Below are 25,256 nucleotides of genomic sequence, written 5' to 3'. Positions count from 1 at the left end.
GTTCAATATGCCCAATGATATTTTGTGTAATGTATACATATACATTTTGCATAATTTTCTCTTATACTCTAAAAAACCATTACATTTTAAGGAGATGAACCAAATGGCAGAACTAAAATTACAACATATTTATAAAATCTATGATAAAAACGTCACGGCAGTAAAAGATTTTAATTTGGACATTGAAGATAAGGAATTCATTGTTTTCGTAGGTCCTTCAGGTTGCGGTAAATCTACCACATTACGTATGGTCGCGGGTCTCGAAGAAATTTCTCAGGGAGATTTAATCATTGATGGAAAACGCATGAATGATGTTGCACCAAAAGATCGTGATATCGCCATGGTATTCCAAAACTACGCCCTTTATCCACATATGAGCGTATATGAAAATATGGCATTTGGATTAAAACTGCGGAAATTACCGAAAGATGAAATTAACCGTCGTGTCAACGAAGCCGCACGCATTCTAGGTCTTGAGGAATATTTAAATCGTAAACCGAAAGCACTTTCGGGCGGTCAACGGCAACGTGTGGCATTGGGACGTGCCATTGTTCGGGATGCGAAAGTATTTTTAATGGATGAGCCTTTATCGAACTTAGATGCCAAGCTACGCGTTCAAATGCGTGCAGAAATTACTAAACTTCATCAACGCCTACAAACAACAACGATCTATGTTACCCATGACCAAACGGAAGCTATGACGATGGCAACGCGCCTCGTTGTAATGAAAGATGGTATTATTCAGCAAGTAGGAGCACCAAAAGAAGTTTATGAACAACCTAAAAATGTTTTTGTTGGCGGTTTTATCGGCTCCCCTGCCATGAACTTCTTTACGGGTACGCTTACCGATGGCAAACTCAACATTGGCAGTACTTCTATTGCCATTCCACAAGAAAGAATGAAATACTTACTAGCGCAAGGCTACAACCATAAAGAAATTTTAATGGGCATACGTCCAGAAGATTTCCACGATGAACAGGCGTTTATTGAATCATCGCCAGGGTCTAGAATCGAGGTAACGATTGAAGTGGCGGAATTAATGGGGGCTGAAATCATGCTCTATTCACAGGTCGAAGGGCAGCAATTTATTGCACGTGTGGATTCACATGCCAATGTTAAACCTGGTCAAGTTATCCCACTAGCACTCGATATGAACAAAGTCCACTTCTTCGATAAAGACACTGAAAACCGAATTATTCCAGGTGATAACAAGCATAACGAAGACAATGAGGGCAATGAAAAACCACTTGTTGTAAACTAAAAGAAGGCGACTATTCTATCAGTATTGAATGAATAGTCGCCTTTCATTATGATATGATTTACTTTATCTACCATTGCAAAATGATAGCTATTGCCCAAATTTTTATTTATTTTTGAGCAAAAATATACCAATGCCATCTATCTTTAAAAAGTTTTCCCCCAACCTCCTCTTCATCTTCCGATAAACATAACACTTTAAAGTTTGTTAATAATCTATCTACTTCATCTTTATCTGAATAATGATGTGGATGTTCTCCGTCTAATTTCTTTTGATTAATAAAGGTATTTCTCTCTATTTCTATACCTTTTCCATAATGAATATTATTTGTTGAATTTAAAGTTAGAAGTAATTTTCCACCAGTCACTAAAATTCTATAAAACTCTTTCAAAGCATCCTCAAGTTCAGATAAAGTATTATGATATATTACATTCCAACTTACAACTAAATCAAATGAATTATCTTCTACTGACTTTAGCCATGTTAAATCTCCTTGAAATATCTGTACAGGAATATTTTCATCAATACTTTTTTGTTGCAAGTAGTTAATTGCAGTAAGGCTTGGATCTACAGCAGTTACGATGAATCCTTTTTTAGCTAAATACTCACTATGTCTCCCAATTCCACATCCCATATCTAACGCTTTTAACTGATTACAATTATTTTCCATTTCCATTAAATAATCTATAAAATGATAATCAGGGATTGACCATCTTCTAATTTTATCTGAATTTCCCCATAATTCATCCCACTTTTGCGGCATAGATTTATTCCTTTCTATAATATAAATAATTATCCTTTTCTCTAAAAACAAAAATTTTTTTAGAATAATCCACTAGTCTTTTCTTTAGATTTTCCATATTAATTTTATAAAGATTACTATTAATATTTATAGCACCTGACCACTCACGCCTACAAATATCATCGTAATTAATAATATTATTATGAATAATCTTATTTGAATTCACTTTGTTGTCTGGAGAGGAAAGCAGCGGAAATACAATCTCATTTAATGTCCCTTCTTGGACTGCCTCACAACCAAAAACTTTACAAATTTCTTTATAATGGGATTTAATTTTATCTCTAGGTTGGCAATTTTCATCATATAATTTTCCAACTTCTATTTCACATTCAGGCAAAACAGATAGAATTTCAGGAAAATTTCTAAAAGAAATTGGACGAATATAGATACTTTCAGGAGTACCTAAAACGAGTAAGTTTTCTTTGATAGGCTTTAGATATACCCTGCCATTAGAAACTAAATTATATTTTTGTTTGAGATAATCAAATAATATTGTCGTTTTTCCACTATTTGAATTTCCACATATTATATTTACTTTGCCTTGAGAATTAGCGACAGCACTAGCATGGACTTCAACAAAGCCTTCATTTATTAACCCTATATTTAAAATATCCCTTATTAAAACCCTTATATCTTCTAATTGACTTATTAAACTAGAACCTGTAATTAAAAAGCTATTTGATTCCTTGTCAAAAACGATAATATTCTCAGATTTTTTCATGATAAATATATTAAATCTTTTCAATGCTAACTTCCTGCACTGAATACTTTTTCTATTATCTTTTTCATTTTTCACTATATCTACGTCTTCAAAAGCGAACTTACAATCTAAGTCTATTGGTGCACAATTCAAATAAATGCTAAATGCTTTTACATTGAAGCTATCTGCAGATAAGGAACCCTCTTTTACTATTGTGTAAGGGATAAATTTATAGCTAAAGAAATCTAACACCTCTACATCTGAATACAAAATAAATTCTATTGTTCTTCTTTGAACTACACAACTACAAATGTAAGCTTTGTTAAAGTATTTTTTTGCGTACTCTAGTAGTTTATCTTCTAAACCCTTTACAATCATTTTATTACATGTCCCCCTCCCTAATATATTGCACATCAATCCCTGTTTTGCTTAGTATTTCAAAAAATTCAGGACATGTTTTAGATACGCAACTAGGGTTCTCTATCACAATGTTTGGAATAACACTACCTAACAATGCAAATGCCATTGCAACTCTATGATCATTATACGGATTAATTATTCCATCTGTAGGAGTCCCAGGATAAACTGTAAATCCGTCATCATTCTCTTCCACTTTAATACCAATATTCTTTAAATTAGTGGACAAAGCCATAATTCGATCTGATTCATGCCTTCGTATGTGTGCGACTCCTGTTATTGTAATTGGCAAGGTTGAGAAAACAGATAATATTCCTATTGTTAATGCTTGATCTGATATTTCTTTAAAGTTAAAGGTGAAGCCACCTTTTAATTGTTTTGGTCCTCTAACTTCAACTTGCTGTTGAGTATGTAAAATGTCGACTCCACAGCCCATTTCCTTTAAAAAATCTAAAAACTTTAAATCCGGTTGTAAAGTATTACAATTAACATTATTTACAACAACTTTTCCTCCAGTAAGAGCTGCTAGTGCAAAAAAATAACAAGCTGTTGAAATATCAGATTCTAATACAATATTTTGTGATGTATAAGGTTTATTGTTTACAATGATTTTTGTCAGATGTTCATCATATTGTAAAGAAGCTCCAAACTGTTCCATCATGTTCAACGTAATCTTTATATAAGATATTTGTACAACTTCATCAACAACCTTTATGGTTGTTTTCTCTTTAGCATAAGGAGATGCAATTAATAACCCACTAATAAATTGACTAGAAATCTTTCCAGAAGCAATAATCTCGCCTCCTTTAAGACCCCTTCCCTTTACTTTCAGTGGGAAATGACCATCCATATTTAAAAAACTGACTTCCCCACCCAAAGCATTCAAGTAATTGACAATATCTTTAATAGGTCTTTTGCTCAACTGTTCATCTGCATATACTTCCCATTCACCAATAGCCGCTTGTGCTAAAGCGCCTGGTAAAAATCTACCGACAGTCCCAGCGGCTCCAATAAATAATTGTGAATTCTTTTTCACCCATTTGCCATTCATACCTTCTACGTAGACCTTGTCATCAACCAAATCTATTTTTACTCCTAATTCTCTTAATGCCTCGATACACCAATAAGAATCATCACTTTTTAAAATTCCAGCTATTTCTGATTTTCCATCTGCCAATGCAGCAATAATTAATGCCCGATTTGTCATACTTTTACTTCCTGGTACAAATAGATTGCTATCAACTTTATATTTTGAAGGCTTTATTTTAACATGACTATATTCAATATTATTTGACCAACCACTATATTGATGACTTTTTGACATTCTTAATAATCTCCATTCCATTATAAATTTGCATAATCAATTTCATGGCAATTAATGCTGAATTAACATCGTTATCAATGTCATTTTCATCAGGTGATTATCCCCTTTCATCAAATGATTTATAAACAGAATTTTCAGTTTTTAATTGATGTTATTTAGCTATAAATGAAATGTTTATAAATTGAGTAGTCTTCAGAAAATCGTTTATAGCAGCAGTAAAATTACGGGGCATTAAGATAATTAAAGTCAGTAAAGAAATAAATAATGGTTCTATAATGATTGAATACTTTTGAAATCAATAGTTCAGTAACTCAGACACTTTTGATAAGTAAACAAAATTCATTATTCCGAAAATTTAAAAAAATATTAATTGTTGCGCAAATTCTATCACATCACATTAAAACAGTCAACATTTTTTGATAACAATATTTTATATGCTATCCTTATTATTCTCTTAAGAGCCACTAGTAAAATAGTAAACTACATTTTGGAACTGAACCCATCTATCGTTGGAAACAGGCATCTACAGCTGCAAATTCGCGTCAAACAACAGAGAGACGTATTGAAGGACTTTATTGTGCCCATAAATTTCGCTATGGCTACCGAAAATTACAGCTCTATTACGTCAAGAAATGCGGGTCAATCATAAAGTCGTCCATATCATGCCAAAATATGGTTGGCAATGTCACGTGAAAATGAAAAAAACGGAAATGAACAGGACAACCTTACGCTACCGCAGCGAATTTATTCAATCGTAATTTTGAAGCAACCGCATAGCAAAAGGCATTACCATGAGCATGTCCCGTAACGCCGCTGATAATGCCACCAGTTCAATACCGACAACTGTGTTGGTTGATCTTTTTGTTCACTGTCTTATATACAGGGGTCAGTCCCCGCAATCAATCTAACACTTTTTACATGGTCATTGCTGTTTGCTACGGCGGTGCATTCCACGGTCTATTCTTATTGGAAATGAAAAAAGACTGTAGAACCGATTTTTATCGTTTCTACTTTATAAATTATATTAATATCAATACTTTATTTTTAATCTTAACTACTTTTCTCTCTTGTCATAATCCCATGCTTTTAAATTGATTTATATACGGGTTTTTAATTTTTGAATTTTTTCAATTTGATAGCTGTATCCAGTCAAATCAAGTTCTTTTACAAGAACATTAAAAAAGACTTCAGCACGATTCAAAAAGATTCCTAATAACATTTTTTGTTCAAATTCTAACACATGATCGTCGTTATCAAATAAAAATTGTATTTTTTTATTTTTTAATTGCTTTAATTGAATTCTAACTGGTTGATCGGGAAAATAACATTTCCCAATTCCTTCTTCTAAGTATTCTTCAATAACATTTAAAATATATGCCCATAGCTCCGGAAGATAGTCCCAATATCGAACACCTAAAATCTCTTTATTATATTTTTTAATAGATAACCCCCCATCAAGTGTAAGAAGACCGTCTTCTTCTATATATTTACTCCGATTATTATTGATAAAAGAAACAAATTCATCCCAGTTATCATTTATACTTATCGTGTACTTATCAGGATTATTTACCGCATCTTTCAAATCGTTTATAGTTCTTTTTACAATAAATTCGTTAATTGTTATGATTTCCATTATATATTTACCTCACATTCATTTAATCTATCCTTTTAATATCTCCATCTAGCACTATAACTGCTACTGAAACAAATGACTAAAGATAGAATAAAACGTAGAAGCCCGGATACCCCATCAGCATTTAAAAAATCCTTTCAATTGGTTTTTTAAATTAATTGAATTAACGACCTTTACAGTTGCTAGATTATTTTGTAGGCTTATCCATAATAGAACGAAGAAAATGCTACAAGAACAAACAAAAGGATTTCTCCATAACATAACAAGAGGTGATGTGTATGACGGACAAAGTAACTGCATTTAAACAGGCATTAGGGAATTATCCAACAGGTGTCACAGTTGTTACAGCTTGCAATAATCTAAATGAACCGATTGGCTTAACGGTCAATTCCTTTGCATCGGTTTCCATAGATCCACTTCTCATTCTATGGTCATTGGACAAAAAATCACAACTACATCCATTTTTTAATACTACGGAAAAATTTGTGGTCAATATTTTAGCGCATGAGCAAACACATTTATGTACGGTATTTTCAAGCAAAATCGCTGACAGATTTGCGCAAGTTCATTGGTCTACTTCAGCACATGGTTTACCTATTTTGCATGATACGTTAGCTACGCTACAATGCGAAACATATAATAAAATTGATGCAGGTGACCATACGATTTTCATCGGGCAAGTTTTACAAATTGATAATAGACAGAAGGAACCCTTGCTCTATCACCGTAGACATCTTGGACAAATTCCAACGAGCTTTTACGAATAATATGGTTTAAGTAGGTATTTCAAAATTCCCCTTTGAGATACCTATTTTTTAAGTTAGCTCATCGTATTATTACTATTGGAAAAGGAGTGAAACGATTATCATGCTCTATTATAGAAATATACTTGTCCCTTTATTATTCGTTTTCTTTATTGCAGGTTGTACAAGCTTAGAAAAACAAAAAATTGAAGTTCAAAAAATGGAAGAAGACGGATTTTACGAGGATTTCAAGGAAATTACCCATTCCAAAGAGGTAAAAGCGGTTAAACAAATACTACATCATGCTGACTGGGAGAAACGAAAAGTCGATATGGCAAGATTGCCAGACTATGAGTTTATATTTCAATTTGTTAATTCCAATACCAACGCTAAAGCCATCACTTATGCCGTTTGGATTGCTCCAAACAAAAACACACTAGAAGTCGTTCAAGGTGACCAGCAATACGTTCATTTAAACGAAAAGGATTCTAGCACTTTGTTCGAAGCATTAACAGACAGTAAACTAGCAGATGTCAAATAAAGAAACATTTAGTGCGTTTTTTCGTTAAGCGGTTTTTAGTGTAAGACTACCTATGTGGCGTCAAAGGGCGCTTTTAAGGTAGTCTTTTGTTGATTCTTCCGCATTCTATTAAAGCTTTACTTTTTCTGTGGAAATCTTTGCTTTTCAAGTCGATTAATTTGGACAATCACACCATCTTGAATAGTAATTTGCACTTCACCAAATTCTAAATTTTGAATGGCCTTCGCAATCACTTCTAATTTCTTATCATCAATCTTAGACAGTTGAGACATACGATACACCCCTTCTTTTTTCACTTTTTGTATAAAAGACATTCAAGCATCAAAATGACTAGTTCTCTTATCTCTAAAGATAGTACTGAATTTGCATTTTACTCTCCTAGCATCAGCACTACGTTTCTTGGAAATAATTCTATAATTCAGAAAACCTATTGTCAATATAAATATTATAAAACCTAGCTGAATACTTTGTAATTAAGAAAAAAGTTTCATTTTTACCTTACAATTCCATATTTTTAATAACTTATTTCATCAATAGTGTTAGTGGCAAGTGGTAAATCGCCTTTACTTTATTCATATTTTGGAACGGAATGATGTATGACAACAAAAAAACTGTGCAGAATATCATCTTCTACACAGTTTGTTGTTATACATTTTGTAAGTAATTCATCAATACTTTTGCCGTTTCTTGTTTGCCAATTACTTTGATGGGATCACCTTGTGCAGGTACAATCCAATGAGGCTCTTGACCACCGTACAGCGATTGCGAGCTATTGGCAACCATGCATTGTGCGTTAGCCGTTTCCATACGAAGACGTGCACGCGATAGTAAGAACTGTTCATCCTCTGTTGCCTCTAGCTTAAAGCCTACTAACGTGACATTCGGTTGCCAGCCCTTTATTTGTCCTAACACTTTTGGTGCTTTTTTAAAGTGAATAATAGGAGGCTCGTCCGATGGCATTTTGCCCGCACCTTCCATGAGATTGCCTGATTGATCGTAAACTTTATCAATAACCCAATCAGAGCCGGCCGCTGCCATAATAACGATATCTACTTGTTCTTCCTGTACCGCATGGCGCACCTTGTCACCTAAATCTTCAATACCCTCAAAGCGTACGGTACGCATTTTATCTTGGTTAACCGGAAGTTGTGCAAAATAGCCATGCATATAGATAACATCTGCCCCAGCTTCTAATGCTGCTTCAGCCAAATAGCAGCCCATCGTCCCCTTCGATAAATTCGTATGCCCGCGCACACGATCCCATTTTTCAAGTGTTCCCCCACTTGTAATGAGTACGGTTTTTCCTTGTAATGTCCCCACTCACACTCACCTTTTCTTTTCAAACTATCATGAAATACTAAGCTTTCTTCATGTTCTATTTTAACGTAAAAAGTTAAAATAACCTATTTCTTATTTTGTTCTTTCAGCCATGCACTTAAAATTTCCGCAAATTTTTTCGTCACTGGTGAGGCTTGGTGTTTCATTGCCAGCCCAATTGTTCGATAACCACCTTGTTTTAACGGGATGGCCTTTAATGAAGACGGCAATCGATTGATAACTAAGCGAGGTAAAATACTAATTCCTAAATGGTGCGAAATCATTGAAATAATCCCTACTTCCTCTGACAGCTCAAAGCGGATGTTTGGTTTCACATGATACTGCTCTAAAAGGACTTTTACATCATTGGTGCCTCGATACGATGTCATTATAAAAGGCATATCCTCTAATTCAGCAATATCAATTTCTGCTCGATTATAGAGAGAACTTTGATTGGAAACGATACATAAAAGGGGGTCTTGTACTAATTCGATAAATTGGAATTGTTCCGATTTTTGACCATTTAAAAATCCAGCATCCACTACACCGCTTTGCAACCACTGCTCGATTTCATAATAATCGCCTTCGCGCAATTCTACTCGTATGCCTGGAAACTGATTGTCCATAATACGAATAATTTCGGGCATCCAATTGGACGAAATACTTGAAATAACACCAATTCGCAATTTACCTCGGGTCACTCCAAGAATATGAGCCGCTTCTTGCTGTAATAATTCATTTGCATCGAGAACTTGACGCATCGCACGCAGCATCGTTTGTCCTTCGCTCGTTAATGTTACACCTGTTCGACTTCGATGGATTAATGCAAATCCACATTCTTTCTCTAAGCTTGACACAGCATGACTAACTGCCGATTGGGTTAACCCAAGTGCATCAGCTGCTTTTGTAAAACTCGATACTTCAGCAACTTTATTCAAAATCTCGTATTTGACTAAACTCATTCACTTTCCCTCTTATACATGAATTTTTTTAATATTAATCATTATAAACATTCGTTTTACTAATCACAATACAAGATATATAGTAAATTTTAGTATAAAACTGTTTTAGTACACAGATTGAAGGTGGCATAATGAGTAATCAAGGAAAAGCAAATTTACTAATGGTAATTGTAACAATGTTTTGGGGATTGTCTTATACGTTTATGGTAATGGGGCTTGAAACATTGGCTGTTTATAATGTGGTAGCGTTGCGTTGTATTATCGCATTTTTTGCAGCAGGTATACTCTTTTATAAACGCATGATCAAAGTCGATTTCAAAACATTAAAATACGCAGCTATTCAAGGTTTGCTTTTATTCATTGTGTTTGCACTTAGCTTATTCGGACTGGAGACTACTTCCGTTTCCAACGCAGGATTTATTTTAAGTCTGACAGTTGTGCTAGTGCCTATATTCAGTAGCTTTATCGACAAAAAATTGCCTTCAAAAGCTGTTAGGTTTGCGATTGTTAGCACAATGATTGGTATTACTGTTTTAACTGTACAACATTCTTTTACTTTTCAAACTGGCGATATATTAGTCGCAATTGCTGCATTAAGCTATTCAATTTATCTGCTGTTAAACGGTCGATTTACTCGCAGCGTAGAGTCGATTTCATATGGCATCTATCAGCTCGGTTTCGCTGGATTGTATGCGCTTGTGTTAACGCTACTTTTTGAAACACCAACACTTCCAAATTCCACTACTTCATGGATTGCCATTTTAGGGCTTGGTATTATTTGTAGCGCATTTTGCTTTGTTGGCCAAACTGTTGCACAACAGTATACATCTGCTACACATACAGGGCTTATCTTTTCATTGGAGCCTATTTTTGCCGCGATGTTTGCCATGATGTTTATCGGGGAGGGACTAACGGTTAAATTACTGATTGGTGGTAGCTTTATTTTAATCGGCAATCTTGTTGCCCAACTAGAACATCTTCACATTTTACGCTTTATAAGAAAACATGAACAGGAAAAAGTGATGCATTAATAAATACGAAAAGAGTGAGAGGCTGGGACATAACTAAAAAAATTTAAGGAACAGAGGAAAGGTGTTCGTAAATTTTCGCTATTTTGAAGAACTGGCTATTTTTAGCTTATGCAAAAATAATCATTAGAAGTGTGCACCAGTTGTCGCTAGCGGAGGTGGTGACTCCAGCTGGAACAGCACATAATGTAAGACGCGGGCATTCCGCGCGTTAGCGAGGGTTGCGGCTCATTGTGCTGAGCGGAAAGCTCCACAATAGCGGACCACAACGGTATAGCAAAAAGTATTAGATTGAAGGAGGTCAATCTAATACTTTTTCTCTTTTGTCCCAGTCTCTTCAATCATTGTGAATTGCTAACAAACAGGATGAGTTTACCATCATGAAGTGGTCTTTTTATGACTTACTAACCTTCTAAAATACATAGAAATCGTTCCACACCTGGATACTTTTCGCCCAACCTTGTTATCTTAAACCCATAATTTTCATAAAAATTCACAGCATCTATATCAGTTTCAGCAAACATAAAAGATAAAGAATATTTTTTCCAGATAAAACTAATCATTTTACTACCAATACCTACTCCTCTATGATTTTTAGATACTGCAATATGTTTTATTTCACAACGGTTTTGACTTAAAAAATCTATTCCAATACAGCCGATTATCTCCTCTTCACTGTCATATCCATATAATTCTCTTACTGGTGAATGCATATATAATTCATACTCTTTATCAACATTCTTTTCTGAGGTCGCAAAGGATAATAGTTCTCTTACATGAGGTTCAATAGATATCGATTTAATTTCTTTCATAAAATACTCCCTTTCTTTCATTAAACTCTACTCTCCAGAAGTTTTATAATACCTCAAAACTCTAGCGTTTGTATAACAATTTCCATCCATCTACCATTCCAGCAATTTTCTAAAGCTGGTTCACTATGACGATTGATTGTGGAAGGCTACCAAGCTCATTTAAACAATATAAAAAGGTGCTGAACGCTCTTTATAAGAAGTTTCTTTAATAAATAAAAATTTTTACTCGATTTACTTTCTTTAAATATAATTTAATATCAGTGATAGACAAAATTTAAATGAAGTTTTAAAATGAACAAACAACCCAAGAATTACTAAAAGCTCGTTATACGCTTAAGGAAATTAAATCGGCTTTTGAAGAAGTAATTGAACAAGCTAAAGGGTCCAAGTCTGTACATAAAACAAATAACTAATTAGTTGTCTGTTTTTTATATACTTTTAACTCCCTATTTCCTAAAATAGGAATATAGAAGGGGGATAAACAAAATCATGAAATTAAACAATAATATCCATATGAATAAATTTCGTGTAAGAAGATGGTTAAAATTGCACCCAGAGCAAGAAATCATAATTACAAGCGAACATTATAAACACTTAGGTGATATAGGATTACTGAAAATTATTATTTTAGGTTCTTATACAGATAAAATCATATCTTATGATTCACAATTATTTGAGGTTATGCCGCCTAGTCTTAATCTTGACCCTACTTCACTTTCAAAATTGTTTAGAGATTTCACACAATATTCTAGAGAGCGTTATTTAGATAATAAGAAAAAACCTAGTCATTATATATAATTTGCAAATAACCAGGTACTCAATAAAAAATGAGCACCTGGTTATTTGTTCCGACTTCATGTAAATACTATTCAAAAAGTTAAAATTAGCGGCTGTGGAAGACTACACTCAACGGAATTATTCACAGATGGAGGTTTAGCTAAATATGAGATTAGCAGTACCTCTGTATTAAAATTGTGGGGCAAAAGGTATTAAACGGCTTGAGTCCTTTAGAATTCATAACTCAAGCCGCTTAGTATATTTTTTGTTATTTCCACTGTCTACTTGACGGGATGTAGTTCAGATGGAAAGTGATCAATTGTTGCATAATATTAGTTAAGAATGGATCACGGGATTAGTTTCCTCATTTTTATCTTTCCCATATGCTTCATCGATTTTATAAATCATCTCGGCCCATCTTTGGTAATCTTCCTTCAATGCTGAATCATTAGCAAGTACAAACTTCGGATTCTCTTTCTGAGAGAAGAATTTTTCAATCTCGTAATTCTTTATTTCGAGTCTATCAGATAACACTTCCTTCACAATCCAACTTCTTTCTTCTGCGAATTCTTTTAATTCTTTAATATTCGAAACTGAAGGCAAATTATTATTTGAGCTAGTTTTTAAAACTGTTTGCGGTGCATCTGCAAGTTGATATTTTAATAGGGTACTATCTGTATCTTCTGTTTCAAGCATCTTCCATATTTCTCTCAGTTCTTTTATAAATGCTTTAACCTCACTAATGTTATCCGCACCAATCATTTCTGTCACCAAATATAAAAGCTCATCAATAGATAACTTCTTATGATCCACAATTGATTTTGCCATGGTATAGCAGAAGATATTTTCAGTATCTGCAATAATACCTTTGGATGAGAATGTATACTTATAAAATTTAACATCTACTCGTACAATCGCGAAGTTTTCAGGATAAACAAAAAACATTTTTTCTTCATATTCTCCCATGGAACTGTTCCCAATCAGAGTATCTAAAGCTGTTTCAACTATGCTTTTGAAACCCTCAATTACTCCCTCTTTGCCTTTAAAAAACATCTCAATTGCCTTTTTAATTGAATCTGAAGATTTGGAACTTAAATCCACATGCTGCATGTCGTGATAAGACATCGCCCGATTCCCTACAATTTCAAGTTCTTTAGTCCCACCACTTACAAACATATTTTGAAGTTCTGCTCTAAATTGCTCACACTTTGCTTGTGCCATTTTTTGAAGGAAACCAAATTGCTCTTTCAACTGTAAGTCTTTCTCTGTTTTCCCTGTAATTTCATCAATCTTTTCTACAATTCTTGCCATTAATTTCTACCTCCATCTACTATTTTTGTATAGGCAATTACGTAAGTCATACTAAGTTTTTTACAAACAACAAAATTACCTATAATTTTATAATAAGGTATAAATTAACAAAAATACATATATAAAGTTTATATATTTTATAAAAATACAGAAGGAGAGAGTGATTAATTCCCGAATTCTCCTGCAACCTTACTTACGATTCCGTAAACAGCGGATCAAGCTCTAAATTAAAATAATTATGTACTTAATCAAAAATTTACATTAAAATACATTTGGTAATTAAAGTTTATAAAGGAGTACAACAACATGGATTCATTTTTGATAAATAACAAAATATGTAATGTTAATATCGTTTATTATAAAGATAAATGCGGACTAAGAGACGATGGAACTTATTTGATTTGTTATAGAGGATGGAATGTCGATTTTCAATACGATGATAAAGAAATACTCTACGCTTCTATATCTGAAGAAGAGCCTTATTTAATAAGATTCGGAAGCACTCCATTTCCTACTTTTGGTAAAGATATAGAAATAGTAAAAGAATACTTACAAGAAAAACACGGAATAAATAATTTTCAATATTATGACCCAGACAGTGATGAAGTTAGTTATGTAAATTTTTAATCTTAAATTAGAAAATGACCAAGACAGCAATTAAGCTACCTTGGTCATTTTCTATCTTAGAGAGTTCGTTGTACCACTAAAATTAACAATCCTAAAGCTTCACCCTCTGTCACTGAGCCATTTGATAAATTTATTGCTTGACCGTTGTTTATTTATCTATTTATTTATGAGCGATTGCATTGAAGTTAGAGCTGTTTGACTATGTACTGTTGCATCTAAAGCCCCTTGTTTGGCTGTATTCGCTTCAGAAGTAGCCATATTAGCATCAGCAACCGCCTTATTAGCATCTAAACCTTTATTGAAAGTATTATAATTGAAATAATTAAGCGTAAAAAGGTGAAAGGATTGATTTTGAAATCAAAAATACGAATAGCAGAGGTAAGCTTTTACTACGCTCGCTCTGCTATTCGTATTTATGTGAAGTTTACTACAATCAATTTCACTTTTTTCTACTATTAACATTGATGTCCGCGGTGAGCGTTTTCCGCAACAATACAGATCACTTATAAAATACTAGTATTATAGTTAACTACAAATATCTTCTCATTTGTTCAGCATCATTCATACGCTCTTCAGCCTTTAAGCGTTCCTCACGTTGAGCTGGTGTCTCATCCACAATCGATTCAGGTGGCGTGACACGTGTATCCAACGCATCAAGTTGTGTACGTTGTGATTCGACGCCAAGTGTAGCCCATGTTGGATCGATGTTGTCATCATGTTCCGCATATAATACAATGGCCCCTTCTTCCACAAGTTGTGCGTAATATGCTGTCTGACCCTCTGTCAAATCAAAACGTTTTAATCCTTCTGTGACCGCTGTTTCTCCTGTAAACCATGATTTAATTTGGTCAAACCAATTACCAGCTTCGTGGGTTTTCACATCAGCGTTCCATTTGACATCTTCCAAATCACTAGCTTCTCTTGCAATAATATGGATTTCATCCGTGTGGTAACCTTCCATGCGCATACATTTTAAAATGTGAAACATCTCTTCTCTCGTATGTGCAACTTCAATTTTTGGGTTTTGTTCATTCATCATGTTCAATTCCTCCTAATTTGTAAGGCTTACTATGTATGTACCCAGACACTTTAAGAAAAAACCCTTTTTATGCATCCTTTATACAACTGTAATAATTGTCATCTCAATTATTATTCTGTTGCCTATTTGTCATATTGCTTGTCCCCCAAAAATTAAAAAAGCACTTGGAGCTTTAACTAAACTCCAAGTGCTCTGTATTTTAAGCGCTTTTTTTATCAAGAAAGGCTTTTAACATCCAAGTATGTTTTTCAAGGGATTGATACATCGCATTAAGCAAATCTTCTGTACGGTCATCGCCTTCTTCTGCAGCAAGCTGCATCGTATTATTGATAGCTTGCATTTGTTTTTCGAAGTCCGAAATAGTAGTTGCGACCATTTCCTCTGCTGTCTCTTTTCCCGTTGCTTCTTCTACATAGGATAACTCAAGGTATTCTTTTAAAGTAGCGACAGGCTCGCCACCTTTGGATAGAATACGTTCAGCCGTATCATCAAAATTTAATGTAACCTCATTGTATAATTCTTCAAATTTTGCATGGAGTGTAAAAAAGGCATTCCCGGTTACATACCAATGATAGTTATGTAGTTTCGTATACAGTACCGACCATGTTGCTACGAGTTTATTCAATTCCTTGTTTAAATCTTGTGGCATAATTACCCCTCCAAATTATTGTTATTTATATAATTTCAGTATGCAATATACTGTCGAATCCTGTCAAGTAGACACCTTAAATAAAATAAAAAAATAACAAAAAGGGTAAAAATCTTAATACACTATGTACGATTGGCATCGAAAAAAAATAAAAAGAACCCTACATTAGATACTTTAGAAAAAGCATAATTTATAGCGTTCGGTTTACAGTAAGTTAAATTTCATTAAAGAAATAAGTCTCTAAAGAAACAGGCAATATATTACATGCAATACAATTTATCTGTATAATGAAATAAAACGTTGGACACATCTTTCCAAAAAAGGAGACTCTATGAATATTACATTAAACCAATTGGCATACGATGATATGGAAAATTTATATGTATTTGAGCTTAAAAATCGGGCATATTTTGAAAAAATGGTACCAAGTCGTGGCGATGATTATTATGATTTTAAAAATTTTCAAAAGAAAAACCTTATGCTAATAAATGAACAAGAGCAAGAGCTATCTTATTTCTATTTAATCAAAAATGAACTTGGACAAATCGTTGGGCGTATAAATTTAACCGATATAGATAAAAATCAACAGCTAGGTCATATCGGTTATCGAGTTGGCGATGAACATATCGGTAAAGGCATTGCTAATAAAGCGGTAAAGTTATTATTAACAATCGCGAGCAATAAAGGCATTCGACAAATTGCTGCGAAAACAACAACAAACAATATAGCTTCACAAAAAGTATTAAAAAAAAATGGATTTATATACACTGGCACAAGTTCTGAAGAATTTGCAATGAATGGACAAAAATTAAAGTTTGTTTATTATAATTGGAGCGATTCGGAGGCAAGCCGTTTGTAACAATAAGGGTTTATTTAATCCTAGTATCACTTAAAATAGTAACTACTTCAACAAAGAGTTATAGCCAAAATATAGTAGCTAGACGAAATAAACCGAATGCAAATTATAGGTACTACAAGCGTCCTTAATTTCAGCATTCGGTTTATTAATTTAGTTTATATATTTTTAGCAGTATATTCGGCAATGTATTCCTCATAGTATAAAACTTATTTTGATAGTTCAACACTAAAAGTATTTCAGTCATATAGTAACCCCCATCAAAATTGTTTGAATCTGACTATCAAACGGTACACTGTAGTATTTTTTAGCTTTCGTCAACTTGCCAAAAAACTAACCTTTTGTACTATACGGAATATGTTTAATAAACTTGCCTAATTCAATATTAAAGTAAATTTCAATAGCTTCTTTAAGTTTTTTCTCTAAAGCTAAAAATTCATTTACAATATAATCTAAGTCAAAAACATTATAAATATTAGATTTTGCCCAAATGGATTTTACCCGTGCTTTATTAGAAAAAGGGATCAAAGAAATAATCGCTCCATCATCATATTCATCATACTCTACTGAGTAATAATGGAATGCTAGTAGTTCGTTTTCTTTGATTCTTTTTTTCCATAGAAACAACGACTTATAAAATTCTAAAATAGCTAGTTCTTCTTCAAAATATATAACATCATTAATTTGAATTTGTTAAATAGCTTCGACACTCAAAATTAGCGAAACATTTCTTTGATCTTTATTAGAAATGGCGCCTGATTCGCTTAAAATATCAAGCTCAAAATGAATAGAATTATACACATTCCATACCTCATTACCAAGCTTTCATGAATATTTTTAATAAAAAGAATAAACCCCAAAAATCTAGAATACCAGCATTTCAAGGCTTTATATACAGTAAGTTTTATTTTGTAATAACTACTAATGGATAACCTTCAATTACTATCATTTAATTGTAGTATATGTCAATTCTTTAACTATACTCGTCACGGTATTTAATGCCAAAGTTGAACATCTAGGTCGACTATTAATAATTTTAGAACCAATAATCTCTTCTAAATAACCTTTACCATACTCGCTAATTTCCATTAAACATTTTCCATTTATTTCTTCCAATAAGATTGAAGCACATGCACGTGATAATGTACACCCTAAAGCTTCAAACGTAAAAACTAATTTTTGATTCACATATTTATAATAAATTAAAACTACATCGTTACAACCTGGATTACTAGATTCAAATATAGCTGCATTTTCTAACTTACCATAATTTCTTGGTTTCCTAGCATGATCTAAAATCAAGTTTTGAATAAATCTATCATTTAAAATCAAATACTCCACCTACTTTTGAGCAACTAATTGTAATCTTCTATAATCATTATTAAAACGAACATTGCTTATAGTAAAATCTCCAAACAATTTTTGTACCACAAAATTACTATTTTCTAGTATTGCGATCATTTCAGAAATTGAATACATTCTTATGCTATGAGTTTGCTCTCTTTGTCCTTGTTTATCAATAACTTTCATAGCAGTATTTCTTCTACTGTTGATATAATCAAATTGGTGCGATATAACGTAAGTTTTATCGTCTATTGTTACCCAATCTCTATATCTAAAATTTTTCAACATATTATCTCTATTTGGTATATCGATAATAAGAATACCATTTTCATTTAATAGTGAATAAATTTTTTTGAGATTAATTTTTGATTTTCTATATCTGAAAAATAGCCAAAAGAAGTTTGCATTAAGAGACAACAATCATATTTATTATTTGTAGTAAAATCTCTTGCATCACTAACTATATAATCAACATGACTTTCACTTGAACTTTCTGCAATTTTTATTGTATTTGGATCTATATCCAAACCGGTAACAATATAACCTTCTTCACTTAATCTATTTGCGTGTCTTCCAATTCCACAAAATAAATCTAATACTGTAGATGCGTTTGATTCTTCCAATATGGATGTAATGAAAGATAGCTCATTTTCTGTAATTTCTATTGATGAACAAGAATAATACACAAGATTCCAATAATCATCATTAAAATAATCTTCATACCAATTTTCCTTTATCGTGTCTGTATTATGCTTAGGAAATGAACATACGATCGGTTGATTTGTCATTTTACTCAACCTTTCCTTTCAAGATAATTTATAGAAATCGCAATTGCTAGTATAGCACTTAAACTTAATAATAATTTAGGACTAAAATATATAATTAATATGGATGTAAGACTCGTAACTGTAATATTGCTAAGTCTCGCCATTGCATCTCCAACTGTAATTGCTCTACCTATATACCTTGAATCAGTTATTGATTGACCAATTAAAGAAATACCAGTTCTGCATACAATCAATCCAATACCTATTAAAAAGCTCCCTAGAATAATTGAGTTTATATTTTCGAAAGTCCATAAAATGAAACCGGTCGCAAAAATCACACCAGAATAAATAAATAACTTTTCTAAATTATTCGAGATTTTTTTTTTATTCTTCTTGATTACAAAGCTTCCAACTAATGCACCAGCTCCTTGAATCGTATTAACTAAACCTAGCAAAATGGGAAACGTTAATGTGATATTGAAAATTGTTTGATTTCCCATACTAGCTAAATATAAATAATTAACTATTACATAAATTGCTAAAGAGCTAGTTAAAAAGATTCTACTTATATTCAATTTTAATAGTGATTTATTTCTAAATAAATAAACCCACCCCGAACTTATTTTCTTCCAAAATGATTCTAGCCTAGAATCGCTAACTGGAGTATCTTTGGTTATCTTCATTATAAAAAGAGCCGAAATTATAAAAGCAGTTAAGTTTATTACAAAGGATGCCCTTGGTGAAAAAAACGCAATTAATATTCCTGCTATCGTTGGACCAATTAAACTGATTGAGGATAAATAGCTTTGAATAGTTGAAACTATTTCTAATCTATCGTCTTTTTCAAATTGAGATTGAATATACCCTTCTCTTGAAGGATGAAAAACAGAGTTGCAACAAGCAATAAGAAATACAATTATATATACAAACCAAAAATTTTCATCTGAAATAAAAAACAGTGGAATAATTAAAAAGGCACGAAGAATATCACAAATTAACATTAAATGTTTCCTGGGAAATTTATCTATAAACCAACTAGCCACTAATCCCATAATAAAAGTTGCTAAGGCACTAATTGAAACCAACCAGGCAGCTTGTATAGGTGAACCAGTAATTTGAAGAGCCAAAGATGCTAATGCAATTGTTAAAAACACTTCTCCGATTGATGCCGTAACTTGTGAATATATTATGTTTCTATTTCGGCATATTTTCCCTTCTATAAAACCTCACCACCATGTTTTTTACGATTTAATTAAATTAAGTTTTTCTAAAATCTTGCATAAATCACATAATCCAATATCTTTATACTCTCGATCAATAATTGTATACTCCGGTTGATATGAAGTAGAATACGTCATATTCACTATTTTCTTCTATTCTTTCTTGCCAATCGTCAATTATACTTCCATCCTTTTTTACAATTACAGCATCAATTGGAATGTGATTTTTATTTAAAAATGATGAAATCGGTTCATTTATCACGCCATCGATTTTAAATTTTCTATCTAATCTATCTTTAATTTCGATTGGCATTCGTCTAATAAAAGATGTTGTTCCAACATTATTCACAACTTAAAACCTCCTCAATTGTAAAAGTAGCCTAAGTTTGAAAAAACTTAAACTACTTTTATAACATTGTGAGTTTTTGGCAATACTATAAATGCATTACATGGTTTTCAGAAGAATTACAATTCGTTTCTTCATGCACCATTCTTTGTTCAAACATTTCCATAATTTCAACCAAAGTTAAAGCTTTCGTATTTGGTGAAACATATAGAACAGGAGAAATTACAGATTCTGAATTGAAAAACTCATGGATTTTTAATACAGCTGTTGTACCCATACATATCACCCCCTTTCATAAACAATACGCGAATGTTCAATCATTAGGCGAAGATTAAATTCAAAATCCTACTCTACACATTAAAATTTAGGAAATAAATAAAACAAAATATATTTGCAAAATTCAGAAATTTAAGTCTACAAAGAATTACTTACTTCAATTACAAGTTTACATTTACTTATAAATCAAATCGAATTACAACTAATTCCTTAGCTTCTTTAGATAAAATGTATTGAATTGGTTGAATGATTCGCGATTAAAAGATATAAAAATTATGTATTTGCTTATATTTATTGATAGTACCTAAAATAAATTATAGACATTATAATAGTTTTCCTTTTACAAGTCAACAAAATATTCAGAAAATTCCTTATTTTAATCTAAAATATTGCATATACATATATTTTCAACACACTAATAAATACCTCACTTATTCTAGAAGTAAAAAAAGCTTAAAACGCTAGAATATCAGCATTTTGAGCTTTACATTGTGCAAATTTTATTCATCATTTAGATTGTCAGTAGGACTTTTTAAGAATGCATTATTTCCCTCCGATTGCAGACTCGCTAACTTCATCAATCGATAAATTCGTTTATGATTAAATTGTTTATTGTATTTATGGTTTAGATGGATCTTCATTTTGCGATAGCCAAAGTTTGCTTGTCCCTTTTCATGTAGCGCGCTTATTTCTTTTAAAATCTCGTTATTTTCAAGCTGCCTTTTTGTTGGTACGCGCTGTGTCCATTTATAGTAAGCCGAGCGTGCAATTCCTGCGCATTCGCATAGTAGCGAGATAGAGTAGTTGTCGTTGTGATGCAATGCTTGAATGGCTGTATATTTATTTACATAACTCTCCTCCCTTCGATTTCCTCTAGCTTTTTTAGCAATGCATTTTCTGTACGTAGACGTTCATTTTCGCGTTCAAGATATTTTATTTCTTCTTTAAATTGTTCTTCTATTGTACGCTCCTGTTCTTTTTTAGTTCGCCCGCGTTTATCTTGTAGCGATGCTTCGTCACCCGCTTCATATTTTTTAACCCATTGGTAAACTTGTTGGTACGACACTTGAAACCTATCTGCAGTAAGTTGGTAGTTTTTATCATGCTTTAAACAAAAGAAAACGATTTGAACTCGTTCCTCTAATGTCGTTTTTCTTCCCTTTGGCATCAGTTCGGCTATCCTTTCAGCAATTCCTTTTTTATACTATTATAATGGTTAGAACAATAAACGAGAACAGAATAGTAAAGCAATATATAGTAAAAACCCCCTTCTTTAACAGAAGAGGGTTTTACTTACGTATTATCTTTATTCAATTGTTCCGCTTCTTCCAAACTTTCTTCTGCTCTTAACCGATGCTCTCGTTGCTCAGGCGTCTCGACATGATCAATTGTATCAATAAATGGTTCAGGCGCAGTGACACGAGGTTCAAGTGGATTATGCCAATAGCGATTTTCCTCTTGATCAATCGCTATTGTTACTGGGGCATCTGTGTTTGCCTTCTCGCCAAACACAACAATGGAACCATGCTCGACAAGTTGAGCATAGTAGGCCGTTTGCCCCTCACTTAAATGAAAACGTTTGACGCCTTCTTTTACAGCAGATTCACCTGTAAACCATGATTTAAACTGATCGAGCCAATTGCCTGCCTCATGCGTGTGTACATTTGTTTCCCATTTAATGTCCTCAAATGGCGTAGAGTCCTTCGCAATAATATGAATATCATTCGTGTGAAAACCTCGGCTATGCATTTGTTTTAATATTTCTAGCATTTCCTCTTTCGAGTGTGCCACTTCAATATATGGATTTTGTTCATTCATGCATTATATGTCCTCCTATTTTAATGGCCACTCCATACTTATTCGTATCAGAGGAACTGCCTTTACTGTTTTTTGTCTTCCTTTTAATGTTATTCGTTCAGGAATGCTTTTAACATCCATGCATGTTTTTCAAGTGACTGATACATAGCGTTTAATAAGTCTTCCGTTCGATCGTCGCCCTCTTCTGCCGCAAGCTCCATCGTTGCGTTTAAAGCTTTCATCAACTTTTGGAAATCAGAAATTGTTGTAGCGACCATTTCTTCCGTTGTTTCTTTACCTGTTGCTTCTTCTATATAAGAAAGCTCCAGATGCTCTTTTAAAGTAGCTACTGGCTTGCCATCTTTGGATAGAATACGCTCTGCGATTTCATCTAAATTTAATGTTGTTTCATTATATAATTCTTCAAATTTTTCATGCAGTGTAAAAAAGGCACTGCCTGTTACATACCAATGGTAGTTATGCAATTTTGTATACAGTACAGAGTATGTTGCTACTAGCTTATTTAGTTGCTTGTTTAAATTTTGTGACATAATATCTCCTCCAATAATTCATACTAGCCTTTAGTATGCGTTGCTTTGTACTCTGGCTATACTTCATTTTTCCCTACTGACACAATTTCAAACACGTTCTGCTTCTTTTTTTAAAAAATTCATGATTTCGCTAGGCTACTAAAATCTTATTCTTCCCCCTGTAATTATTTCACTTTTCGAAATAGTTTCGTTATAATGGAATCACTTACGTTAAAAGGGGTGTTCTGACATGGAAGTATTACCATTAAGGAAAGATGTTGCAGTGGAAGAAACGTGGAATTTACAGGATTTACTTGAAAATGACGCTGATTTTGAACCTGCATTAGCTCAGTTTGTAGAAGATGCAGTAAAATTTGAAAGCACCTATAAGGGGAGCATTACGGATGCGCAAAAGGTAATTGAGGTACTGACAGCCTTTGAAGCATTACAAGTAGGCATTATCCCTCTTGGAACCTATGCGAGCTTAAATATACAGGCTGATCGTACGGATGACGTTGCACAAATGCGCGCAGCAAAATTTAGCACGGCGATTGGAAAAATTAGCAGTTCCATCGCATTCGTGAATAGCGAATTGCTTGCATTAGACGAAACCATTTTAGAGCAAGCTGCAGCGTCAAGTCCCCTATATAATCGCTATATCACACAACTGTTAAAGCAAAAGCCTCATCAACTACATCCTGAAGTAGAAAAAACGCTTGCTGCTTTGCGTTCTACATTCGACGCACCTTATGAAATTTATAACACGACAAAGCTCGTGGATATGCATTTCGGGGAGTTTGAGGCAAATGGCAAAAATCATCCGCTTAGCTATGTGTTATTCGAAAATGATTGGGAACTAGAAAGCGATTCAACGATCCGTCGTGCGGCATTCAATGCCTTTTCTACCAAGCTTCGTGAGTATCAACATACTACGGCTAAAGTATATAACACGCATATCCAGCAAGAGAAAACAATCGCTGATTTACGGGGCTTCGACTCTGTCATTGACTTTTTACTGTTTGACCAAGATGTCGATCGTTCACTTTATAATCGTCAAATTGACCTTATTACAAAAGAGCTTGCTCCACATATGCGTCGTTATGCCAAGCTTGTACAAAAAGCGCATGGCTTAGATAAAATGACGTTTGCTGATTTAAAAATAGCGCTCGATCCAAGCTATGATCCAAAATTAACAATGGCAGAAGCAAAAGATTATGTTGAAAAATCATTAGCTGTGATGGGTAAAGATTATGAGGAAATGATTGAAAGGGCGTTCAACGAGCGCTGGATTGATTACGCACCAAATAAAGGAAAATCCACAGGCGCATTTTGCTCAAGCCCCTACGGTAGCCATCCGTACATTTTAATGTCATGGAATGAGCGTATGAACGAGGTATTCACACTAATCCATGAGCTTGGTCATGCCGGTCATTTTGTTAATGCACATGCACATCAATCATATTTGAATAATCGCCCTTCTCTCTACTTTATCGAGGCACCATCTACAATGAATGAAATGTTATTAGCAAACTATTTATTGACACATAATGATGATAAACGCTTTAAACGTTGGGTTATATCAAACATCGTATCGAAAACATATTATCATAACTTCGTCACACATTTACTAGAGGCAGCATACCAACGTAAAGTATATGAACTAGTGGACGCTGGCGAATCAGTGAATGCTACAGTATTGAATCAATTAAAACGTACTGTTTTAGAAGATTTCTGGGGCGATACTGTCCATATCCTAGAAGGCGCAGAATTGACTTGGATGCGTCAGCCTCATTACTATATGGGCTTGTATCCATACACATATAGTGCTGGTTTAACGATTTCTACACAAGTATCGCAACGTATTTTAAAAGAAGGTAGTACGGCTGTAGATGAATGGTTAAAAGTACTGCAAGCAGGTGGCACTAAATCGCCTGTAGAGCTTGCCCAAATGGCAGGTGTTGATGTCACGACAGATCAACCGCTGCGAGATACAATTGCTTACATCGGTCATTTAATTGACGAGCTTGAAAGACTAACAGCAGAGATTGAAGTCTAATAGTATTACCATCTACGCTCAATTCAAGTGCGTAGATGGTTTTCTTTTTTTAGTTCTAAGCTAGAAAATACATACATATAATAGAATTAGGGCGTCCCTCTAATTTTTTGATATTTCAAAATAG

30 protein-coding genes are annotated in these 25,256 nt (G+C 33.4%); 8 read left to right on the top strand and 22 right to left on the bottom strand.

Features of this window, described 5'->3' with window-relative positions; all coding sequences use genetic code 11:
- Nucleotides 1-103 precede the first annotated feature (103 nt).
- Nucleotides 104-1,261: an oligosaccharide ABC transporter ATP-binding protein MsmX gene (locus C9J37_RS02740; RefSeq protein ID WP_107894143.1), complete on the top strand. Its 1,158-nt coding sequence runs from the start codon at nucleotides 104-106 to the stop codon at nucleotides 1,259-1,261.
- A 106-nt stretch (nucleotides 1,262-1,367) separates the two neighbouring features.
- Here the strand turns inward: C9J37_RS02740 and C9J37_RS02735 are convergent, their stop codons facing one another.
- The 4 genes from C9J37_RS02735 to C9J37_RS02720 all read right to left on the bottom strand — a co-directional run bounded on the left by C9J37_RS02735 (nucleotide 1,368) and on the right by C9J37_RS02720 (nucleotide 6,134).
- Nucleotides 1,368-2,021 carry a class I SAM-dependent methyltransferase gene (locus C9J37_RS02735; RefSeq protein WP_107894142.1) on the bottom strand — a complete coding sequence of 218 codons (654 nt, stop codon included), beginning with the start codon at nucleotides 2,019-2,021 and terminating at the stop codon, nucleotides 1,368-1,370.
- Nucleotides 2,022-2,025: 4 nt separating this feature from the next.
- Nucleotides 2,026-3,138, bottom strand: coding sequence for a hypothetical protein (locus tag C9J37_RS02730; RefSeq protein ID WP_107894141.1), 1,113 nt, complete (start codon nucleotides 3,136-3,138; stop codon nucleotides 2,026-2,028).
- Between the two features lie 4 nt (nucleotides 3,139-3,142).
- On the bottom strand, nucleotides 3,143-4,501 hold the full coding sequence (gene aroA, locus C9J37_RS02725; RefSeq protein WP_107894140.1) for a 3-phosphoshikimate 1-carboxyvinyltransferase: 1,359 nt from the start codon (nucleotides 4,499-4,501) through the stop codon (nucleotides 3,143-3,145).
- 1,096 nt (nucleotides 4,502-5,597) lie between these two features.
- Nucleotides 5,598-6,134, bottom strand: a complete 537-nt coding sequence (locus C9J37_RS02720; protein WP_107894139.1) for a hypothetical protein — start codon at nucleotides 6,132-6,134, stop codon at nucleotides 5,598-5,600.
- Between the two features lie 278 nt (nucleotides 6,135-6,412).
- Here C9J37_RS02720 and C9J37_RS02715 point away from each other — a divergent pair, with 278 nt between their 5' ends.
- On the top strand, nucleotides 6,413-6,901 hold the full coding sequence (locus tag C9J37_RS02715; protein WP_107894138.1) for a flavin reductase family protein: 489 nt from the start codon (nucleotides 6,413-6,415) through the stop codon (nucleotides 6,899-6,901).
- A gap of 100 nt (nucleotides 6,902-7,001) precedes the next feature.
- Nucleotides 7,002-7,418, top strand: coding sequence for a YhfM domain-containing protein (locus C9J37_RS02710; RefSeq protein ID WP_107894137.1), 417 nt, complete (start codon nucleotides 7,002-7,004; stop codon nucleotides 7,416-7,418).
- 116 nt (nucleotides 7,419-7,534) lie between these two features.
- On the opposite strand, the gene C9J37_RS02705 is transcribed toward C9J37_RS02710, so the two are convergent.
- The 3 genes from C9J37_RS02705 to C9J37_RS02695 form a co-directional block, all read right to left on the bottom strand.
- The gene (locus C9J37_RS02705; protein WP_080653350.1) at nucleotides 7,535-7,690 is read right to left on the bottom strand and encodes a YezD family protein; all 156 of its coding nucleotides are present in this window, start codon (nucleotides 7,688-7,690) and stop codon (nucleotides 7,535-7,537) included.
- Nucleotides 7,691-8,063: 373 nt separating this feature from the next.
- Nucleotides 8,064-8,738: a phosphopantothenoylcysteine decarboxylase domain-containing protein gene (locus tag C9J37_RS02700; RefSeq protein WP_107894136.1), complete on the bottom strand. Its 675-nt coding sequence runs from the start codon at nucleotides 8,736-8,738 to the stop codon at nucleotides 8,064-8,066.
- 83 nt (nucleotides 8,739-8,821) lie between these two features.
- Entirely contained in the window at nucleotides 8,822-9,697 is an 876-nt protein-coding gene (locus C9J37_RS02695) for a LysR family transcriptional regulator (protein WP_107894135.1), read from the bottom strand.
- 131 nt (nucleotides 9,698-9,828) lie between these two features.
- Here C9J37_RS02695 and C9J37_RS02690 point away from each other — a divergent pair, with 131 nt between their 5' ends.
- Complete coding sequence (locus C9J37_RS02690; protein ID WP_107894134.1) at nucleotides 9,829-10,728, top strand: DMT family transporter; 900 nt, start codon at nucleotides 9,829-9,831, stop codon at nucleotides 10,726-10,728.
- A gap of 401 nt (nucleotides 10,729-11,129) precedes the next feature.
- Here the strand turns inward: C9J37_RS02690 and C9J37_RS02685 are convergent, their stop codons facing one another.
- Complete coding sequence (locus tag C9J37_RS02685) at nucleotides 11,130-11,537, bottom strand: GNAT family N-acetyltransferase (protein ID WP_107894299.1); 408 nt, start codon at nucleotides 11,535-11,537, stop codon at nucleotides 11,130-11,132.
- A 489-nt stretch (nucleotides 11,538-12,026) separates the two neighbouring features.
- Between C9J37_RS02685 and C9J37_RS02680 the strand changes: the two genes are divergently transcribed.
- A complete protein-coding gene (locus tag C9J37_RS02680) occupies nucleotides 12,027-12,335 on the top strand; it encodes a hypothetical protein (RefSeq protein ID WP_107894133.1) in 309 nt (102 codons plus the stop codon).
- Between the two features lie 315 nt (nucleotides 12,336-12,650).
- On the opposite strand, the gene C9J37_RS02675 is transcribed toward C9J37_RS02680, so the two are convergent.
- Nucleotides 12,651-13,625 carry a hypothetical protein gene (locus C9J37_RS02675; protein ID WP_107894132.1) on the bottom strand — a complete coding sequence of 325 codons (975 nt, stop codon included), beginning with the start codon at nucleotides 13,623-13,625 and terminating at the stop codon, nucleotides 12,651-12,653.
- A gap of 306 nt (nucleotides 13,626-13,931) precedes the next feature.
- Here C9J37_RS02675 and C9J37_RS02670 point away from each other — a divergent pair, with 306 nt between their 5' ends.
- On the top strand, nucleotides 13,932-14,252 hold the full coding sequence (locus C9J37_RS02670) for a hypothetical protein (RefSeq protein ID WP_107894131.1): 321 nt from the start codon (nucleotides 13,932-13,934) through the stop codon (nucleotides 14,250-14,252).
- Nucleotides 14,253-14,781: 529 nt separating this feature from the next.
- Here C9J37_RS02670 and C9J37_RS02665 read toward each other — a convergent pair.
- Together C9J37_RS02665 and C9J37_RS02660 are read right to left on the bottom strand one after the other, a co-directional pair.
- Nucleotides 14,782-15,291: a general stress protein gene (locus tag C9J37_RS02665; RefSeq protein ID WP_107894130.1), complete on the bottom strand. Its 510-nt coding sequence runs from the start codon at nucleotides 15,289-15,291 to the stop codon at nucleotides 14,782-14,784.
- A 199-nt stretch (nucleotides 15,292-15,490) separates the two neighbouring features.
- Nucleotides 15,491-15,940, bottom strand: a complete 450-nt coding sequence (locus C9J37_RS02660; protein WP_107894129.1) for a Dps family protein — start codon at nucleotides 15,938-15,940, stop codon at nucleotides 15,491-15,493.
- A 331-nt stretch (nucleotides 15,941-16,271) separates the two neighbouring features.
- Here C9J37_RS02660 and C9J37_RS02655 point away from each other — a divergent pair, with 331 nt between their 5' ends.
- The gene (locus C9J37_RS02655) at nucleotides 16,272-16,799 is read left to right on the top strand and encodes a GNAT family N-acetyltransferase (RefSeq protein WP_107894128.1); all 528 of its coding nucleotides are present in this window, start codon (nucleotides 16,272-16,274) and stop codon (nucleotides 16,797-16,799) included.
- Nucleotides 16,800-17,129: 330 nt separating this feature from the next.
- Here the strand turns inward: C9J37_RS02655 and C9J37_RS02650 are convergent, their stop codons facing one another.
- The 11 genes from C9J37_RS02650 to C9J37_RS02600 all read right to left on the bottom strand — a co-directional run bounded on the left by C9J37_RS02650 (nucleotide 17,130) and on the right by C9J37_RS02600 (nucleotide 23,097).
- A complete protein-coding gene (locus C9J37_RS02650; RefSeq protein ID WP_456085528.1) occupies nucleotides 17,130-17,480 on the bottom strand; it encodes a DUF7878 domain-containing protein in 351 nt (116 codons plus the stop codon).
- 261 nt (nucleotides 17,481-17,741) lie between these two features.
- A complete protein-coding gene (locus C9J37_RS02645) occupies nucleotides 17,742-18,128 on the bottom strand; it encodes an iron-sulfur cluster assembly scaffold protein (RefSeq protein WP_167397246.1) in 387 nt (128 codons plus the stop codon).
- A gap of 9 nt (nucleotides 18,129-18,137) precedes the next feature.
- Nucleotides 18,138-18,326: a hypothetical protein gene (locus C9J37_RS02640; RefSeq protein ID WP_137067882.1), complete on the bottom strand. Its 189-nt coding sequence runs from the start codon at nucleotides 18,324-18,326 to the stop codon at nucleotides 18,138-18,140.
- Nucleotides 18,327-18,472: 146 nt separating this feature from the next.
- Nucleotides 18,473-18,928 (bottom strand): class I SAM-dependent methyltransferase, encoded by a 456-nt coding sequence (locus tag C9J37_RS02635; RefSeq protein ID WP_107894124.1) that lies wholly within the window; start codon nucleotides 18,926-18,928, stop codon nucleotides 18,473-18,475.
- A 5-nt stretch (nucleotides 18,929-18,933) separates the two neighbouring features.
- Nucleotides 18,934-20,094, bottom strand: coding sequence for an MFS transporter (locus C9J37_RS02630; protein WP_268807974.1), 1,161 nt, complete (start codon nucleotides 20,092-20,094; stop codon nucleotides 18,934-18,936).
- A 127-nt stretch (nucleotides 20,095-20,221) separates the two neighbouring features.
- The gene (locus tag C9J37_RS02625) at nucleotides 20,222-20,476 is read right to left on the bottom strand and encodes a hypothetical protein (RefSeq protein ID WP_107894122.1); all 255 of its coding nucleotides are present in this window, start codon (nucleotides 20,474-20,476) and stop codon (nucleotides 20,222-20,224) included.
- Between the two features lie 85 nt (nucleotides 20,477-20,561).
- Nucleotides 20,562-20,750, bottom strand: a complete 189-nt coding sequence (locus tag C9J37_RS02620; protein ID WP_103976978.1) for a hypothetical protein — start codon at nucleotides 20,748-20,750, stop codon at nucleotides 20,562-20,564.
- A 499-nt stretch (nucleotides 20,751-21,249) separates the two neighbouring features.
- On the bottom strand, nucleotides 21,250-21,570 hold the full coding sequence (locus C9J37_RS29610) for an IS3 family transposase (RefSeq protein WP_167397244.1): 321 nt from the start codon (nucleotides 21,568-21,570) through the stop codon (nucleotides 21,250-21,252).
- A gap of 23 nt (nucleotides 21,571-21,593) precedes the next feature.
- Nucleotides 21,594-21,917: a helix-turn-helix domain-containing protein gene (locus C9J37_RS02610; RefSeq protein ID WP_107894120.1), complete on the bottom strand. Its 324-nt coding sequence runs from the start codon at nucleotides 21,915-21,917 to the stop codon at nucleotides 21,594-21,596.
- 125 nt (nucleotides 21,918-22,042) lie between these two features.
- Nucleotides 22,043-22,567, bottom strand: coding sequence for a general stress protein (locus C9J37_RS02605; RefSeq protein WP_107894119.1), 525 nt, complete (start codon nucleotides 22,565-22,567; stop codon nucleotides 22,043-22,045).
- Between the two features lie 89 nt (nucleotides 22,568-22,656).
- Entirely contained in the window at nucleotides 22,657-23,097 is a 441-nt protein-coding gene (locus C9J37_RS02600; RefSeq protein WP_024363449.1) for a Dps family protein, read from the bottom strand.
- Nucleotides 23,098-23,326: 229 nt separating this feature from the next.
- Here C9J37_RS02600 and pepF point away from each other — a divergent pair, with 229 nt between their 5' ends.
- Nucleotides 23,327-25,132 carry an oligoendopeptidase F gene (gene pepF, locus C9J37_RS02595; protein ID WP_107894118.1) on the top strand — a complete coding sequence of 602 codons (1,806 nt, stop codon included), beginning with the start codon at nucleotides 23,327-23,329 and terminating at the stop codon, nucleotides 25,130-25,132.
- The last annotated feature ends 124 nt before the right edge of the window (nucleotides 25,133-25,256 follow it).

It is taken from the genome of Lysinibacillus mangiferihumi (assembly GCF_003049665.1).
Classification (GTDB): domain Bacteria; phylum Bacillota; class Bacilli; order Bacillales_A; family Planococcaceae; genus Lysinibacillus; species Lysinibacillus mangiferihumi.
This window is presented reverse-complemented; position numbering and strand designations above follow the sequence as displayed.